Raw genomic sequence first — 16,247 nt, 5'->3', positions numbered from 1 at the left:
ATGCATGCGAAAAGACCTGCACGCCCTCAGGGAGATAGACACCGATGATCCGTTCGGAATTGATTCAGAAAATCGCAGACGAAAACCCACACCTCTACCAGCGCGACGTAGAGCGCATCGTGAACACGATCTTTGAAGAGATCACAGAAGCGATGAGCCGCGGCGATCGGGTGGAACTGCGGGGCTTTGGCGCGTTCTCGGTAAAACAGCGCGACGCACGCGTTGGGCGCAATCCGCGCACTGGTGAATCGGTGGAAGTGGAAGAAAAGCACGTGCCGTTCTTTAAGACCGGCAAGCTTTTGCGGGATCGTTTGAACGGAAAGTAAGCTATGCGCTACATTCGCTATGCATTTCTCGGCGGCTTGGCTGTCGTGTTGATTGCGGTTGCTTTGGCAAACCGTGCCGTGGTCACTTTGACATTGCTGCCTGCGGTGGCAGAAGAGTGGTTTGGGATCAACCACGCGGTGGACGTTCCGCTGTTTGCGGTGATCTTTGGTGCCATTGTGGTGGGCCTTGTTGTGGGTTTTGTCTGGGAATGGATGCGCGAGCACCGTCACCGGGCGGACAAGACCAAGGCGCAGAAAGAGCTGCACAAAACGCAGCGCGAGGTGCGTCGTCTGAAAGGCCGCGAGGCGGAGAACAAAGACGAGGTGCTGACGCTTTTGGACGAAGCAAGCTGAGCGCTTTGCTTTGACCGGAAGGTCAGGTAGGTCCAAACCATGGATATTCGTGTCAAGATTTGCGGGCTAAAAGAGCCCGCGCATGTGGTTGCGGCGGCGGAAGCGGGCGCAGCCTATGTTGGATTTGTCTTCTTTGAGAAATCGCCACGCAACGTCGGTGTCGCGCAGGCGCGGGATTTGGCGGTGGAAGCCCCGGTAGGGGTGGCCAAGGTGGCGCTGACCGTGAATGCGGATGACGCGTTTCTGGACAAGCTGGTCGAGACCGTGCCGCTGGATATGCTGCAGCTTCATGGCGGTGAAAGCCCTGAACGCGTGGCCGAGGTGCGCGCACGATTTGGGCTGCCGGTGATGAAGGCCATTGGCATCGCGGATGCGGAAGATGTGGCCAAGATCGATACCTACGGTGCCGTGGCAGATCAGCTGTTGGTGGATGCCAAACCACCCAAAAACGCGGAGCTGCCAGGCGGCAATGGGTTGTTGTTTGATTGGCGATTGGTGAACCGCAAATATTGGCCACGCCCCTGGATGCTGGCCGGTGGATTGACCGCCGACAATGTGGCCGAGGCGGTCAAGATGACCGGCGCGCGTCAGTTGGACCTGTCCTCAGGTGTCGAAAGCGCGCCGGGGGTGAAGGACATTGGTATGATCCGTGCCTTTATGAAGGCGGTTGAGAACGCGCTGTGAAGCGCGGCGCGGATCGCGCAACCAGAGTTTGAGCAGAGCAAAGCGCCGCAGTTGCCGGCGCTTTTTTAATGCATTGGCCTTTGCGCGGAAGATCTCGCGTTCTTTGGCGTAGCTGGACAGGGGCTGTGGCTCTGATGGGCGGCTGGGGAGGAGATAGAAGTTCATCAAGAAAACCTCACATTGGGATTGGGCTTGACCACATTGCCGGTTTTGAGCTTCCATTATTAGAGCGCCTAAATGAGAGTTTGATTTCAAAAATGGAACAATTACCGCCTCTGGATGATTTGACCCTGTTTGTGGATGTGGCCCGAGAAGGGGGGCTGGCCGGGGCTGCACGGCGTACAGGCGGCTCGGTGCCGACAATCAGCCGCAAGATGACCGCGTTGGAGCGGCAGCTGGGGCGCAAGCTGTTTGAGCGTGGTCCGCGCGGCTATGCGTTGACCGCCGAGGGGCGTGCGGTTTTGGAGCAGTTACAGGACCTTAAGGACATTCAGGCGCGGCTGACCCGTAGTCTGGGGCAGCCTGATGCGGTGCGGGTGCGGGTGACGGCGGGGGCCTGGACCGCGTCTTACTTGGCGCGGCGGCTGGGGGAGGTGTGGCGCAAAGACGAACCTTGGCGGTTGGAGTTTGTTGAAAGCACGCGCATGTTGGACATCGCCCGGCGGGATGCGGACATCGGGATCCGCAGCCGGAGGCCGGATCAGCCGTGGCTGGCGGGGCGGCGCACGTCCAAAGTCGAATTTGCGGTCTACGCCGCGTCAGACGATGTGACTGGTTTCGTGGCGTTGAGTGCGGATGGACCGCTGACGCCCTCGGTGCGTTGGGTGCGGGGTAACCATGGCGGTGAGATCATCACAACCGCCTGTGAAGAGGGCACGCTGGTGGATTTGGCGGTGTCTGGCGTGGGGCGCGTGGTCATGCCGACGTTTGTCGCCAGCCGGGTCCCAGGGTTGAAACAGGTGGCACCGGTCATTCCTGAACTCTCTCATGATGAGTGGCTCGTGTGCCATCACGAAGCGCGTCATGATCCGCCCATTCGTGCAGCGTTGGAGGCGGTGGCAACGCTTTTGACATCCAAGTCGCGGCCACCCGCGTAGTCACAAAGTGCCCGCCGCGAAGGCAAGCCGCGCTTTGCGCTTGCGTGCCCCCCTTGCGGCGTTTTAGGTAACTGCGACGCAAGGGAGAGACGCATATGTCCAACGATCTTTTCAACAGCTTTATGACGGGTCCCGACGAAAACGGCCGGTTTGGCGATTTTGGTGGGCGCTTTGTCAGTGAAACGCTGATGCCGCTGATCCTTGATCTGGAAGCGGAATATGAAAAGGCCAAAGATGATCCGACCTTTTGGGCGGAGATGGACGATTTGTGGAAGCACTATGTGGGCCGTCCAAGCCCGCTCTATCATGCCGCGCGCATGACGGAAGAGCTGGGTGGCGCAAAGATTTACCTCAAGCGGGATGAGTTGAACCACACCGGCGCGCATAAAGTGAACAATGTGCTGGGCCAGATCATTCTGGCGCGGCGTATGGGCAAAACCCGGATTATCGCGGAAACTGGGGCAGGTCAGCACGGTGTAGCCACAGCCACCGTCTGTGCCAAGTTCGGCCTCAAGTGTATCGTCTACATGGGTGCGCATGATGTGCAGCGTCAGGCTCCCAACGTGTTCCGTATGCGCCTGCTGGGGGCGGAAGTGGTACCGGTGACCTCTGGGCGTGGGACGTTGAAAGACGCGATGAACGATGCGCTGCGCGATTGGGTGACCAATGTGCACGACACGTTCTACTGCATCGGTACGGCGGCTGGCCCGCATCCGTATCCAGCCATGGTGCGTGATTTCCAGTCGATCATCGGCAAAGAGGTGCGCTGGCAGCTGGCAGAGCAGGAAGGCGAAGGCCGTCTGCCGGACACTGTGATTGCGGCGATCGGCGGTGGATCCAATGCGATCGGTCTGTTCTATCCGTTCCTCGATGAGAAATCGGTCAACATCATCGGTGTTGAGGCCGGTGGTCGCGGTGTGAACGACAAAATGGAGCACTGCGCGTCCCTGTCAGGTGGTCGTCCAGGCGTGTTGCATGGCAACCGCACCTATCTGTTGCAGGATGACGATGGGCAGATCCTTGAGGGCTACTCAATCTCTGCAGGTCTCGATTATCCGGGCATTGGGCCGGAGCACAGCTGGCTGAACGATATTGGCCGCGCGCAATATGTCTCGATCACCGACAAAGAGGCGTTGGAAGCGTTCCAGTTCTCTTGCTCGATGGAAGGCATCATTCCGGCGTTGGAGCCTAGCCACGCGTTGGCGCATGTGATGAAGATCGCGCCGACTTTGCCGAAGGACCACATTCTGGTGATGAACATGTGTGGGCGCGGTGACAAGGACGTGCAGACCGTGGCGCGTCATCTGGGCTTTGACATGTCTGACACCGAAGGCCGCGCGGCGGACTAAACTCATAAGCACATCGAAGCTTTCTGGGCGTCCCTGTGGGGCGCCTTTTTCTTTGGGTCAGCGCTTTATACCAAAGGGTATAGGACTAGGCTTTTGCGGCACCGCCACGCGGGAGATATGGCGTAAATTTGGATGTAAGGCACATGCGGGCATGCGTCGTACTTGCCCCCCAAATTTTCGGAGGAATACCCAATGAAAGCCACTACAGATACCGCGTCTTCGTCCCGAGAAACCGCCACAACTATGCAGCGGGCCAAGCAACTTGCCGAGCGTGTTGTCACATCAATGCGCCAGCAGGGGTATCAGGACATTGAGTATATCCTGACCGAGTGCCAGTTGAAGGTGGTTGCCAGTGCAACCGGTAAAGCGCCGCGCACACAGTACCTTTCGATGCCCACGTCGTCCTTTGGCGGCGAGGTGAACGCCAGACGTCCAGTCCCGAAGCGCCGCTTTGTGCTCTGAATTTGGGGCCTAAACCAAGGTTTACGTCTCTAATCCCTTGGTCAATGGCGTGTTTAATAAACTCGTGGTCAATAGAGCGCGGGCCGATCTCATCACAGGTTGAGGGCACAGCGCCACTGACGGCGCTTCCACTCAACATCGAGGAGAAAGACCCATGAAACGCATTCTTTTGACATCCAGCGTGATTGCATTGGGGCTGGGGGTTCAGGTGCACGCAGAAACTTTTGCGCAACGCGTCGAAGCGGCCATGATCGCGGATGGCTATAGCGACATCGAGATCGAAATGGTCGATGGCAAGCTTAAGGTCGAAGGCAAGAAAGACGGGATGGAGGTTGAAACTGTGTATCTCGCCGCTTCCGAGGAGGTTTTGTCCGAGCACGTCGAAGAAGACGATGATGATGACGACGAAGATGACGACGAAGATGGGGGCGAAGACGAAGATGAGGACGATGACGACACCGAAGACGACGATGACGGCGACGCAGGCGCCGATGATGATGGCGAAGGTGAAGATGACGACTGAGACGGCATAGGAAAGCTGAAGGCTTGAGGTCTGCCAACCTCTGATCCGGTCCCAGTTTTTGCCATCCACTCACGGTTCCGGTAAACGGTATGGGATCGAAGTTTCTTCAGCCGGTCGGCGCGTTGTCCCTCGCGTCGACCATTTTGCGGATGAGTTACATGACACCAAAAGCACTTGCCCTAGGCCTCACGCTGGTCGTGACTATGTCGGGCGCGGCGCAAGCCGAGACGCGGGTTGAAGCCATTGCACGTCACTTGGCGGAGCAGGGCTATCACGACATTGAAATCGGTCGGACCTTTCTGGGTCGTGCACGTATAGAAGCTGAGAAAAATGGTATGGAGCGCGAGATCATCGTCAATCCGCGTACCGGGGAGATTCTGCGCGACTATTGGGAAGAAGATGGCGAGCACAAGGTGCTGGGCAGCTCGGCGGATAGCGAGAAATCGGAGCGGACCAACAGCGGTGTTGAAAGCGATGACCCCGAGGACGATAGCGACAACGAAGACGACGCGGATGACGATAATGACGACGAAGACGATGACAGTGACGATGGCTAGGGCGGTCGTCTGTTGTCAGTTTATGGCGGAGGTGACCTCGTGAATCGTCGCTGGGTTTTGATTGGGCTCTTTGTGCTGCAGGGCCTCTGTGCCCTGTTCTTTGTCACTGAGATTGTCCTCACAGTGATTGGTGCCCGCGCGGCGCCAATCAGTTGGCACATCCGGGAGCTAATGGAGCTTGGTGCGGTTGTCGGCCTTGTGCTGGGGGTGGTCCTTGGTGGGGTTGCTCTGCAACAGGCGGTGCGGGCGCGCAAAGACGCGGAGGCCAGCCTTCGAGGCGTGCAAATCGCCTTTCGCGATCACATGGAAGCAACCTTCACGCAATGGGCGTTGACACCAGCCGAGCGCGATGTGGCACTGTTTACTATCAAGGGCATGTCAATTCAGGAGATCGCGGGGTTGCGCAACACGTCGGAGGGGACAGTGAAGGCGCAGAGCAATGCGATTTATCGGAAATCTGGCGTGAGCGGACGGGCGCAGCTGCTTAGTCTGTTTCTGGACGACCTGTTGGCGGAGGACGCCGAGGACTAGGGGGCTGTGCAGGGCAGGGGCTGCCCCGCGCGGTTTTTTGGGCGGACAGCTTCAGCTCTCCTGCAGGATGGTCTCAAACCCTTCAAATTCCGGGTGACCTAGGATGGCGCCTTTGCTGCGGCTGTCTCCGGCGTTGCGGTGGGAGGCGCGGAACTGCTCGGATTTTGTCCAGGCCTCAAAATCCGCTTTGCTGTCCCAAAGCACATGGCTGGAATAGAGCGTGTGGCCTTCACGTTCTGGGCCTTTGAGCAGACGGAACTCGCGGAAGCCTTTGAGTTCTTTCAGGCGGCTTTCGCGGCTGCGCCAGACATCTTCGAAGTCAGCTTCGCGGCCTTCGGCGATTTTGAAACGGTTCATGGCGATGTAGCTCATGGGAGACCTTTCTCTCTGGAATTGGGGGGGAGAGCTGGCTGACCCGTCGCTAGGTGGCTGGCAAAATCGGAGGCATATGGCGCGTGAATGCCGGGAAGGTCAACCGGTTTGGCGGACGTCGTGTTCTTGCAGGACACGCAGAGGCACGATGTCGAGTGCACCTAGGTGGGTGGCCGCCAAGTTGACCTTGGGCGCGCAACCTTCGTCATGGGCTTGCAGGAAACGCGCGGCGCAGAGGCACCAGGAGTCGCCAGGCTTTAGGCCTGCAAAGTTGAACTTTGGCTGCGGGGTGGAGAGATCGTTGCCGACATATTTGGAAAAGGCGAGAAATTCCGCAGTCATGACAGCGCAGACCGTGTGGCTGCCTTGATCTTCGGCGCAGGTGTTGCAGGCGCCGTCGCGGAAAAAGCCGGTCAGCGGATCAGTGGAGCATGCGGCAAGCTTGTCGCCAAACACGTTTACGGAAGCGTCTTTTTCTACCATGCGCGGAGCTTTGCACAGGGGGCGGGCGGCAGGCAACGCTCATGCGTCGACGGCCGCGTGGAAAAACTTAAATGATCATTCAAGTTTCGATTGACGGGCGTGGCGTGCGTGGCGAAGCATGACGGTTATGAAACAGATTCTTGAACCCGCCCGCCAGATTGATGTGATCCATGAAACCGAAGTGCTGGTTGTCGGCTCCGGCCCCGGTGGGCTGTCAGCGGCGCTGGCAGCGGCACGGGCGGGCGTGGAGGTCACGCTGGTGGAGCGTTTTGGCTGTTTTGGCGGCAACATCACGGTTGTGGGTGTGGAAGGCATGCATTGGTATCGCCACGAGCAAACCGTGGAAAGCATGGGCATTCCCAAAGAGTTTGAGGATGCCGCCAAGGACGCAGGCGCGGCGGTGCCGGAGAGCCAGTCGTTGAGTTATGAGATCGACAGTGAGGGTTTCAAGCTGGTGGCGGATCACATGGTAGAGCAGGCGGGTATTCACCCGATGCTGCACCGGGCCTTTGTGGCGCCGATCATGGACGGCGGCGAGATCAAGGGCATCATCACCGAGTCCAAGGCAGGACGGGAAGCGATCCTGGCGAAGGTGGTGATTGATGCCACCGGGGATGCGGATATTGCGCATCGGGCTGGTGTGCCATGTCGGAAGGCGCCGCGTGAGGATCTGATGGCGGCCTCGGTGATGTTTCATCTCGCGGGCGTCGATAAAAAGGCCTTTATGGAAGGTGTTAAGGCCGATCCGCAGACCTACGCTGATTGGGGCGGCGGCGGGGAGTGGAACATCGAGACTTCTGGCAAAGAGGACGAGATGTTCTCGCCGTTTCTGCACAAGCCATTTGCGCAAGCCATCAAGGCTGGGCTGATCCCGCCGCATCTGAACACGATTGCGGGCACATGGGGCGCAGTGCATGACAGTGGTGAGATGACCTATATGAACCTTGTGCATCTGGCGGGGATTGACGGCACCGATCCGGACAGTCTCACAGCGGGTGAGATTGAGGGGCGCAAGCAAGCGATGCTGGCGATTGAGGCACTCAAACGGTTCATGCCGGGGTGTGAGAACGCACGGCTGCGGAACTTTGGCATGAGTTTGGGGATTCGCGATACACGCAAGGTGGACACGGTCTACAGCATGACCGAGCTGGATGTGCGCGAGCAGGGGCGGTTTGAGGACAGCATTGGGATTTTCCCCGAGTTTATTGATGGCTACGGGATTCTGATCCTGCCCACCACGGGGCGGTATTTTGAGGTGCCCTATCGCAATCTGCTGCCTCAGGGCCCGAAAAACTTGTTGGTGTCTGGACGAGCCACGGCGGGGCACAAGGTGGCCCATGCGGCAACGCGCAATATGGCGTGCTGTGCGGTGATCGGTCAGGGCGCTGGTGTAGCGGCGGCGTTGAGTGTGCAGCAGGCGCGCGCGCTTGATGACCTCAACATTACGGATATTCAGGCTGAATTGACCCGACAGGGGGCGCGGGTGCACTAGGCGGGGAAGCTCACCTTCAAAACTCTCCTTTAACGACACAAAATCGCCTCATGCGTGTGTGATATTCGTCGCCACCATTGAGGGTATTTTGCTGATGTTTAAGCTGTTGAAGTCCAAGCCGTCCTTTTCGCGCGCCAAATCCAGCCCCTTGACCTGTTCGGAATGGCTGGGGGCGTCGCTAATGTTTACTGAACTTGCACGAATCTATGGCCGGGACTCCGCCGCTTGGGGCAACGACAGGACGCATTGGAATGGCCAGGTGGTGAACAAAGGGCTTTTGGGCGCTTTTGAGATGCTTGTTGAGCAACAGGTGACCGGGCTTGCAATTGGTTTTATCGAGGCAAAAATTGCATTGGCGCGTATCTCGACGATAAAACCGTTCGAACGACCCCGGCCAATGCTGCAATTTAGCGGCTTTGCAAATCAGTTTGTAACCCTACTGAAAGGCCATTCACAAAAGGGATCCGGCGGTTACGAAACCTCCGAGAAAGACATGGTACAGGTCTTCGCTGAACCCGCCTCGATTGTAGCGGATGGCAAGGATATCTATCTTTGGAGTAGGGTCTTTAACGATAGCTTTGCCGCTGGCGTGCCCAAGTCTGTCCGGGGGGCGGGCGTGCGGTTCCTACGGGACGCCAAGTATTGGCAGGAGGTTGACATGCTCCGCAAATCTGAGCTCGAAAACTTGGATAGCAGCGCTGCTCAGTGGGCGCGGTTTTTGGGGGTTGCAGAGGACCAAACATATGTTGCTCAGGTGATCGCCACAAAACGCAAAGAGCGCGCAGACTACTGTGAAGGTGTGTTGAAATCGCTGAGCCCGGAGTTTCAGGCATTGTTTTCTGAGGTGGAGTTTACTGTGGACGTGTTTGACGCGGCTTTTATGTCTGAGGCCTCCCGTGAGTTGCGTGGCACGCTCATTGTGGATTTTTTGCGGATTTGTGATGCCGCCCAAGGGGTGGCTCAGGGAACCGCTGGAGATTGGCATACGCCCGGGCAACTCAGTTTGGACGTGAACTGGACTTTCTCAAGCATGCACAGAAGGTTTCAAAAGGAAAATCCCGCAACGGCAAATGCAGTCGCATTCACGCGGGCACAAGCGCGTGAAGTGATTGACCTATTGTTCAAGACCCGAAATTGGGGGGCTCGGTTTGTCACAAAGCCATTCCTGAATGCGCTGGCGCAGCCGCTGTCTGAATTGGATCAGGATGTTCTGGATCGAATAAAAGCCTCGGGCCTATATCGATCGATAGCCGATGTCTTGTTGGCGCCGTTTGATCAGGTGCAAGTCGATCAACCGACCGACGAGGAAATTATTGCACGCTCCTCGCAGGATCTCGCGCAACTCTGTGTCCGGTCAGCGCTGCGCGACATCCAAATCTGCCCCGGATGGGTGCTGAAAGAAGACGTTGTCGTGTTGTCGCAGCCGTCAGGACGTCGGCGTCCGCATCAGCACACATTACACGAAATGCGCGGCAGATTCTTTGAAACGAGTGCGCGTATTGGTGAGGCTGTCATCCTTGGCAAGGCAACGGCTGCTGAGCGGGCAACTTTACGCGAGGTGGAAACGCAGTGTCGGAAGGTTCTGGCTTTGATGACACCAGACCGCGTGGAACGGATCACAGTTGATGAACGTCTGAAATCGCGGCTCGGAGCGGAAGGCTATCATGCTATTCTGCGATCCCTTCAAAGCGACAGTGATGCGACTGTTTGGCGAAGCTATCTGGAGGACAAAGACAAGCAGCCCGAAACGCCAACATTTGAGGAGATGATCAAAGCCGAGGAGGCATTCCTCGTGCAGTTTACCTCGTTGCTCGATCACCTCGACGCCATCGCGCCGTTCTGCGCTGAGGGCTTGGACCTCCAGCCTGGTGTTGGTGCACAAAAGCCAACGCGAAAATGGTTGGCTTACGCGGATTCGTGGCTCACCGAAGAACGGTTGGCGCTCTTGTTGGCGCAGCTGCAAGGCTATGAGTTGCCCGGCCCTGAAGTGTACGGATACTATTTTGACTATGAGATGAAGACCTACAGAGATTTGGAACAATCGGTTCTACGCTATTGGGTATGGGTTTTGTCTCTACGTCCTCTTGAGCAGGTTGGCACAGTGTTGGAGCAACTAATCGTGCGTGGCAGCGAGAAAATACCGGGCATTGGTCCGAGATCGAAAAGGCTGGCATTTGCAGCGATTTGGGCTTTGGAGAACCATGGAGACTCGAAAGGGCGAGCGCACCTACGGGCGGCGCGGCAACATGTGACGTATAAGTCCATTGGCGCGAGGCTTGATCGGGCCCTTGGTGACAATTGATGGGAAACCAGAATTGAAAAGGCCTGCCGGTGTGGCGGGCCTGTGTTGTTTCTGTTGGCTTCGTTAGCCGCCTGCCGTTTCGGCAATTTCCCGGAACAATGCGATGTTGCCGTCGGTCACACCGCTTTCCTTGAATTTACGGTCGGCGGAGTTCACTGCGATCACCACGCCGTGCGGGCGGTTGATGTAGATGTATTGGCCGTAAACGCCGATGCCGAAGAATTCGCCGTCGCGCGGGTCTTTGGGCATCCACCATTGGTAGCCGTAGTGCAGATTGCCGTCTTTGGTGTTGGCGCTAGGCACGGTGGCGGCTGCGAGCCAGTCGGCTGGGACCACTTGCGTGCCGTTGTATACACCCTCTTGCAGGATCATCTGACCAAAGCGGGCGTAGTCGCGGGTGCGGATGTTCAGCCCGCCCAGCACAAAGGCCACGCCTTCGCCGTCGGTGACGTAGTAGGGGTCTTGTTCATAGCCGAGTTTGGAGATGATTTTCTCAGACAGCAGGTCGGGGATGGAGCGGCCGGTGGCGCCGCGGATGACCATGCCCAACACATGCGTGTCGATGGAGACATATTGGAATTGTTTGCCGGGCTCTACGAAGGTTTCAGTGAGGCCCGCAGCAAAGCCGTCCATGGTGCCGCCCATGGCAAGAACACGGCCCATGCGGTTGATATCGCTGTTGAAATCCAGGTAGTCCTCGTCAAAGGTCACGCCTGAAGACATCTGTAGCACATTCAGAACGGTGGCGCCGTCGTAGGCGGTGCCTTTGAGTAGCGGGGCGTAGGTGGTGACCTGTTCGTTGATGTCGATCAGGCCTTCGGCGACGACAATACCCATCAGCGACGACAGGTAGGACTTGGCCACCGACCAGCTGATCCGCAGGTCCTCAGGCGCGGTGTCCTGATAGTAGCTTTCGTGCACCTTCTGGCCGTCTTTGAGTACCACCATGCCGGTCACGGCGCGGTCTTTGGTCCAGCCATCAAAACTCGCAGGCATGGTCATGTCGGTGCCGTTGGGCAGGGTGCTGACTGCTGTGTCGCCTTTGGCAATCCCGGCGGAGAGGAAGAGCGTGTCCATGTTGGAGAAGTTGGAGACAATCTTCTCCTCGGAGAACAGCGAGTTCACCGCCAGCAGGCGGGTGATTTCTTCGCGTTTGAGTGCATAGACGGTCAGCGCGGCCAGGATCAGCATCAGTAGAATGCGGCCAAGCCATTTTCCAAAGGTGCGCATGTGTGGGGTCCCCTCCCTAATTTTGTTGGACGGAGTTGAGCATTAAGCGGCGGTGGGCGGCAACGGTGACGTTAGGGGAGTTCGGCGGGCGCTTGCCATTCCACCCAACGGCCGTGGAAGTCAGCGCGGCCCAAAGAGATCGTGTGATTGCCTGGCCAGAGGCGCAATGTGAGCGCGGCGCCGTGGGTGATGTCGTCTGCCTCGTAAGACAGCCATGCCAAAGGGGAGTCTTCAGTGGCTTGCGCGCCGGCGGCCTCCATCAAAGCGGTGCCGTGGTTTTGGCGCTCTTCCGGGAAGTATTGCCAGGCCACGGTGGAGTAGACCATGTGTAGCTCGCCCACGTTTGGTGCGGACAGGCGATGGTCCAGCCAAGAGATGGCGTCGTCTTGGTCGAGTCCTGCTGTGTTGAGTGCGATCGCTGCTTGGGTGCGAAGTAAGCGCTCTTCCTGATCGGCCCAGAGATAACTTTGCAGGCGCAGGGCGTCGTCAGCGTTGGCGCTGTTGAGTGGGTTGAGGTCCACACCGCGGCGGTTGGAGATGGTGACGTTTGCTTGTGGAGGGAGCGGGCCGGTCCAATCGGGGGATAGGGCCACTGTGCTCTGCGGGCCATAGCCCTCACCGACATCGAGGTGGAACTGATCAAACATCAGGTTCAGCCCGGCGGAGGCGCCGAGTTCGGAAAGCTTGATGGGCAGGGTGAACCGGTCCGCCAGCAGATGCGCGGTGGCGATTAGGACAGCAGCGCGGCGCACCTCGTTGGTTTGTGGCGCGTGGGTGATCCAGTCGGTGAGGAAGGCGTCGTGGGTGCGCAGCGCGGACAGAACAGCGCTTCGCAGGTCGGCGTCGTCGCTCTGGTTGGGTGGGTAGACAGCGGTGAGGTCCGCGTTTTTGCCTTGCAGAACCAAGGCATGCAAGCCGCCCGCGATGCGCAGCGGCAGGCTGTGGCCTTTTGGACTGATGTCGCCCTCAAACGTGGCACATTTGGCAGCAAGGGCCGTGTCCTGAGGCCAATGGTCTGCGAGCAGACGCAGCAGGCGGCCCATAAACGGGCTGTCGAGCGCTTCGCAACTCTCGGCTTGCGACAAAAATGCAGCCTGTAGTGCGCTCACGAGAATTTATCCATGAGTTTTTGCAGAGGGCTGCGGCTGTCCTCGGTGAGTTCCGGCGCTGTGGCAGGCTTTGATTTTGATGTCTCGGCCTTAGGCTCCGGTTTGGCTTTGGCGTTTGGATTGGCCTTGCCAGTGGAGGGGCGCGGCGGGTTGAGGCGCATGGCGACTGCGTTGGAAAACTTGGCGGTGTCGCCATCCGCGAGATGGGCTGCGCCGTCGGAAATCCCGCGCAGCATGTCATCAAGCCAGTCCTGATCCATCTTGTGGAAATCATGCAGCACGTAGCGGCTGACCAGATCTTTTTGCCCTGGGTGGCCTATGCCCATGCGCACCCGGCCATAGGCCTCGCCGATGTGCTGGTGGATTGAACGTAGACCGTTGTGACCGGCGTGACCGCCGCCCATCTTGTACTTCAGCTTGCCGGGTTTCAGGTCCAACTCGTCATGAAACACCACAACATCGGCTGGGGTGAGCTTGTAAAAGCGCATAGCTTCGCCAACCGATTGCCCTGACAGGTTCATGAAGGTTTCTGGCTTGAGCAGGAGCACCTTTTCGCTGCCCAAACGGCCCTCGGTGAGCGCGCCCTGAAATTTGCCTTTGAAGGGCGCAAAGCCGTGATCGGAGGCAATCTGATCCATCGCCATAAAGCCGATGTTGTGGCGGTTCTGCGCGTATTTGGAGCCCGGATTGCCAAGGCCAACAAAGAGTTTCATGAGGTCTGCTCGCGTAAGTTTCTGCGGCGCAATATAGCTTTGCCGCCGGGGAGAGGCAAATCACTCGGCTGGGGTGGCCTTATCGCCTTGGCAGCGGGCGAGGTGATCTTTGTCGTGCAGTGTGAGTTTGCGCGAGGCGGTGAAGTCTTGTCGGACGTGGTCCCACCAGGCGCCAAGATAACTCCGCTCTGCCTCGGCGTGAAACACCTCTGGCGCAGTGCGGCGCAGGGTTGGTAGGCGGGTCCAGGGCACGTTGGGGAAGGAGTGATGCTCGTTGTGGTAGCCGGTGTTGAACAGCAACCAATTGATGGGGCCGTATGTGGAGCGGGTGGGGTTCACATCGTCATCGCCGGGATGTTCTGTGAGCGATTGACCCAGGTTGGAGATGCCCAATTTGCCAAGGAAGAAGGAGAGCGACCAGAGGTGGTAGAGCAGGGCCCATGGACCAAGCAATACGAGCATTATGATGTTGGAGAGCGCGGAGACCACGATGTAAGGACGCATTTCGGTGGAGGTGGCGGAGGTGCCGGTGAAACGCGGCTGCGGGTCGCGCACGGGGCGGCCGGAGGCTTTGGCGTAAAGCGGTGGCAGGATTTTGTCTGCGATGAAGATGGAGCCAAGTGGCAGTGCGTGCAGGAAGAGCGTCAGAGCGGTGAGCAGTTTTTGCAGCACGGGATGGGTGCGGCCAATGGCAAAGCGGGCTTGCAGGGCGCAGAGGTCTTCGTGTTCGTAGTCATTGTCATAGTCGCCAACAAAGGGGTGGTGGCTGGTGACGTGTTGGCGCTGATAGGTGAGCTGTTTACCGTAGGAGGTCAGGATGAACTCCAGCCCGAGGTCAAAAGCGAGTTTGGGCGCTCGGTCGCGGAACACCAGCTTGTGGCAGGTCTCGTGAATGAGACTGGCTGCAGAGTGGTAGACCAACTGCCCAATCAGAAAGGCGGTGAGTCCGATCACCCAGATGGGTTGACCGGACACCAACCAGGCGATGCTCCAATGCACCGCCAGCAACACTGGCAGGGCCAGGGTTGTGAGCGGTTGTGTGCCAGGCAGTGCCGCCAGCTCCGGATGTACGGCAAGCGCTTCTTTGCGCATCTCGTTGTGGCGGCGCGACTGGGGTGAGATGCCTTTGGGGCGCGTGAGTTGGGCTTGGGTGGTCATCACAAAAGAACAATCTGAAATCGATGATCCCACCCTGACGCGGCGCAAGGGTGGGGTCAATGACAGGGCTTCATTTGACCGGAAATATCGCTGGGTGGGCGCATTGGAAATGCGCCAGGGGCAGAGCCCCTCAGGTGCGAGGCCATGCCTCGCGCCACACTTTTGCTTGGTCCTACGGCTGGAGAGTCGCTGTGCGGATTCCCGCACAAGTGTGAATTGCGCTGTGCGGGAAATCGCACGGGGGGCGGTTTGGTGCTCCAGGGCAGCCACCAAGTTTCTGGTATAACCATCTGCAAATACAGAAAATAACCGAGAGATGGGCGCAAAGGTAAAGAAACTATTGAGCGGGCTTTCGCCGACAGTCACAGTTTTGTCATCGCACGCTTAAGAGGCGTGAGGAGGACATCGGACAAATTCTGGGAGGAAACCGATATGAAATTTCTGACAACTGCCGCCACCGCGCTGGCGCTGACTGTGACCGGTGCGAGCTTTGTGTCCGCTGCCTGTGACGACGGCGAGATCGTTGTGAAGTTCAGCCACGTGACCAACACCGACAAGCACCCAAAGGGGATTGCAGCGTCGCTGCTGGAAAAGCGCGTGAACGAAGAGATGAACGGCAAGATGTGCATGGAGGTTTTCCCTAACTCCACGCTCTATAACGACAACAAAGTTCTCGAAGCGATGCTGCAGGGCGACGTTCAGCTGGCGGCACCTTCGCTGTCCAAGTTTGAAAAGTTCACCAAGCAGTTCCGGCTGTTTGACCTGCCATTCATGTTCAAAGACGTGGCAGCCGTGGACGCATTCCAGGCGTCTGACAACGGTCAAGCGATGCTGGACAGCATGCAGCGCCGCGGCCTGCAAGGTCTGGGCTACTGGCACAACGGCATGAAGCAGATGTCTGCCAACGTGCCGCTGAACGTGCCTTCGGATGCCAACGGCTTGAAGTTCCGTGTACAGTCTTCTGACGTGCTGGTTGCACAGATGGAAGCCATGGGTGGCTCCCCCCAGAAGATGGCCTTCTCCGAAGTTTACGGCGCGCTTCAGCAGGGCGTTGTGGACGGTCAGGAAAACACCTGGTCCAACATCTACGGCAAGAAGTTCTTCGAAGTGCAGGACGGCGTGACCGAAACCAACCACGGCATTCTGGACTATCTGGTTGTGGCCTCTGTGGACTGGCTCGACAGCCTGCCAGCCGACGTGCGTGAAGAGTTCTTGACCATCTTCAACGAAGTGACCGCAACCCGGAACGCAGAATCCTATGCGGTGAACCAGGCGGCCAAACAGTCGATCATCGACGCCGGTGGCACCATCCGTTCTCTGGACGCGGCACAGCGTGACGAGTGGGTGAACACCATGAAGCCGGTGTGGGACAAGTTCTCCGACGACGTTGGTCAAGACAACATCGACGCGGCACAGGCAATCAACGCCTCCATGTAAGTCTCTGACTTAACTTGAAATCACAGAGCGGGCGGGCCGCAAATGGCCCGCCCGTTTTGCCAACAAAA

18 protein-coding genes are annotated in these 16,247 nt (G+C 58.2%); 12 read left to right on the top strand and 6 right to left on the bottom strand.

Translation table 11 applies throughout. The annotated features are described in order from the left end of the window. The first annotated feature begins 44 nt into the window (after positions 1-44). The 9 genes from ihfB to JXR15_RS06885 all read left to right on the top strand — a co-directional run bounded on the left by ihfB (position 45) and on the right by JXR15_RS06885 (position 5,883). Positions 45-326, top strand: coding sequence for an integration host factor subunit beta (gene ihfB / locus JXR15_RS06925; protein ID WP_294113766.1), 282 nt, complete (start codon positions 45-47; stop codon positions 324-326). Between the two features lie 3 nt (positions 327-329). After that, positions 330-680, top strand: a complete 351-nt coding sequence (locus JXR15_RS06920) for a lipopolysaccharide assembly protein LapA domain-containing protein (protein ID WP_422052501.1) — start codon at positions 330-332, stop codon at positions 678-680. A gap of 39 nt (positions 681-719) precedes the next feature. Beyond that, positions 720-1,364, top strand: a complete 645-nt coding sequence (locus JXR15_RS06915) for a phosphoribosylanthranilate isomerase (protein WP_422052500.1) — start codon at positions 720-722, stop codon at positions 1,362-1,364. A gap of 257 nt (positions 1,365-1,621) precedes the next feature. Continuing rightward, positions 1,622-2,461, top strand: coding sequence for a LysR family transcriptional regulator (locus tag JXR15_RS06910; RefSeq protein WP_422052499.1), 840 nt, complete (start codon positions 1,622-1,624; stop codon positions 2,459-2,461). A gap of 95 nt (positions 2,462-2,556) precedes the next feature. Beyond that, on the top strand, positions 2,557-3,810 hold the full coding sequence (trpB, locus tag JXR15_RS06905; RefSeq protein WP_422052498.1) for a tryptophan synthase subunit beta: 1,254 nt from the start codon (positions 2,557-2,559) through the stop codon (positions 3,808-3,810). Positions 3,811-4,002: 192 nt separating this feature from the next. Beyond that, entirely contained in the window at positions 4,003-4,272 is a 270-nt protein-coding gene (locus JXR15_RS06900) for a hypothetical protein (protein WP_422052497.1), read from the top strand. A 154-nt stretch (positions 4,273-4,426) separates the two neighbouring features. Further along, positions 4,427-4,795: a PepSY domain-containing protein gene (locus JXR15_RS06895; RefSeq protein WP_422052496.1), complete on the top strand. Its 369-nt coding sequence runs from the start codon at positions 4,427-4,429 to the stop codon at positions 4,793-4,795. A 158-nt stretch (positions 4,796-4,953) separates the two neighbouring features. Beyond that, positions 4,954-5,352: a hypothetical protein gene (locus JXR15_RS06890; RefSeq protein WP_422052495.1), complete on the top strand. Its 399-nt coding sequence runs from the start codon at positions 4,954-4,956 to the stop codon at positions 5,350-5,352. Between the two features lie 39 nt (positions 5,353-5,391). Further along, positions 5,392-5,883 (top strand): helix-turn-helix transcriptional regulator, encoded by a 492-nt coding sequence (locus tag JXR15_RS06885; RefSeq protein WP_422052494.1) that lies wholly within the window; start codon positions 5,392-5,394, stop codon positions 5,881-5,883. 51 nt (positions 5,884-5,934) lie between these two features. Here JXR15_RS06885 and JXR15_RS06880 read toward each other — a convergent pair whose 3' ends face one another. Together JXR15_RS06880 and JXR15_RS06875 are read right to left on the bottom strand one after the other, a co-directional pair. After that, positions 5,935-6,255, bottom strand: a complete 321-nt coding sequence (locus tag JXR15_RS06880) for an antibiotic biosynthesis monooxygenase family protein (RefSeq protein WP_422052493.1) — start codon at positions 6,253-6,255, stop codon at positions 5,935-5,937. Positions 6,256-6,354: 99 nt separating this feature from the next. Beyond that, positions 6,355-6,738 (bottom strand): DUF2237 family protein, encoded by a 384-nt coding sequence (locus JXR15_RS06875; RefSeq protein ID WP_422052492.1) that lies wholly within the window; start codon positions 6,736-6,738, stop codon positions 6,355-6,357. Between the two features lie 127 nt (positions 6,739-6,865). Between JXR15_RS06875 and JXR15_RS06870 the strand changes: the two genes are divergently transcribed. Both JXR15_RS06870 and JXR15_RS06865 read left to right on the top strand, forming a co-directional pair. Beyond that, entirely contained in the window at positions 6,866-8,230 is a 1,365-nt protein-coding gene (locus JXR15_RS06870) for an FAD-dependent oxidoreductase (RefSeq protein WP_422052491.1), read from the top strand. A 181-nt stretch (positions 8,231-8,411) separates the two neighbouring features. Further along, complete coding sequence (locus JXR15_RS06865) at positions 8,412-10,532, top strand: hypothetical protein (protein WP_422052490.1); 2,121 nt, start codon at positions 8,412-8,414, stop codon at positions 10,530-10,532. A gap of 63 nt (positions 10,533-10,595) precedes the next feature. On the opposite strand, the gene JXR15_RS06860 is transcribed toward JXR15_RS06865, so the two are convergent. The 4 genes from JXR15_RS06860 to JXR15_RS06845 form a co-directional block, all read right to left on the bottom strand. Continuing rightward, positions 10,596-11,762 carry a serine hydrolase domain-containing protein gene (locus tag JXR15_RS06860; protein ID WP_422052489.1) on the bottom strand — a complete coding sequence of 389 codons (1,167 nt, stop codon included), beginning with the start codon at positions 11,760-11,762 and terminating at the stop codon, positions 10,596-10,598. A 71-nt stretch (positions 11,763-11,833) separates the two neighbouring features. After that, the gene (locus JXR15_RS06855) at positions 11,834-12,871 is read right to left on the bottom strand and encodes a DUF2332 domain-containing protein (protein ID WP_422052488.1); all 1,038 of its coding nucleotides are present in this window, start codon (positions 12,869-12,871) and stop codon (positions 11,834-11,836) included. After that, positions 12,868-13,584, bottom strand: coding sequence for an aminoacyl-tRNA hydrolase (gene pth, locus JXR15_RS06850; protein ID WP_422052487.1), 717 nt, complete (start codon positions 13,582-13,584; stop codon positions 12,868-12,870). Before pth ends, JXR15_RS06855 begins: the two co-directional genes overlap by 4 nt. Positions 13,585-13,644: 60 nt before the next feature. Then, a complete protein-coding gene (locus tag JXR15_RS06845) occupies positions 13,645-14,742 on the bottom strand; it encodes a fatty acid desaturase (protein WP_422052486.1) in 1,098 nt (365 codons plus the stop codon). Positions 14,743-15,174: 432 nt separating this feature from the next. Between JXR15_RS06845 and JXR15_RS06840 the strand changes: the two genes are divergently transcribed. Beyond that, positions 15,175-16,179 (top strand): DctP family TRAP transporter solute-binding subunit, encoded by a 1,005-nt coding sequence (locus tag JXR15_RS06840; protein ID WP_422052485.1) that lies wholly within the window; start codon positions 15,175-15,177, stop codon positions 16,177-16,179. Positions 16,180-16,247 lie beyond the last annotated feature (68 nt).

The sequence above is a fragment of the Shimia sp. genome (assembly GCF_049116215.1).
GTDB lineage: Bacteria > Pseudomonadota > Alphaproteobacteria > Rhodobacterales > Rhodobacteraceae > Shimia.
The sequence above is the reverse complement of the archived record's forward strand: the minus strand, read 5'-3'. Positions and strand labels throughout refer to the sequence as shown.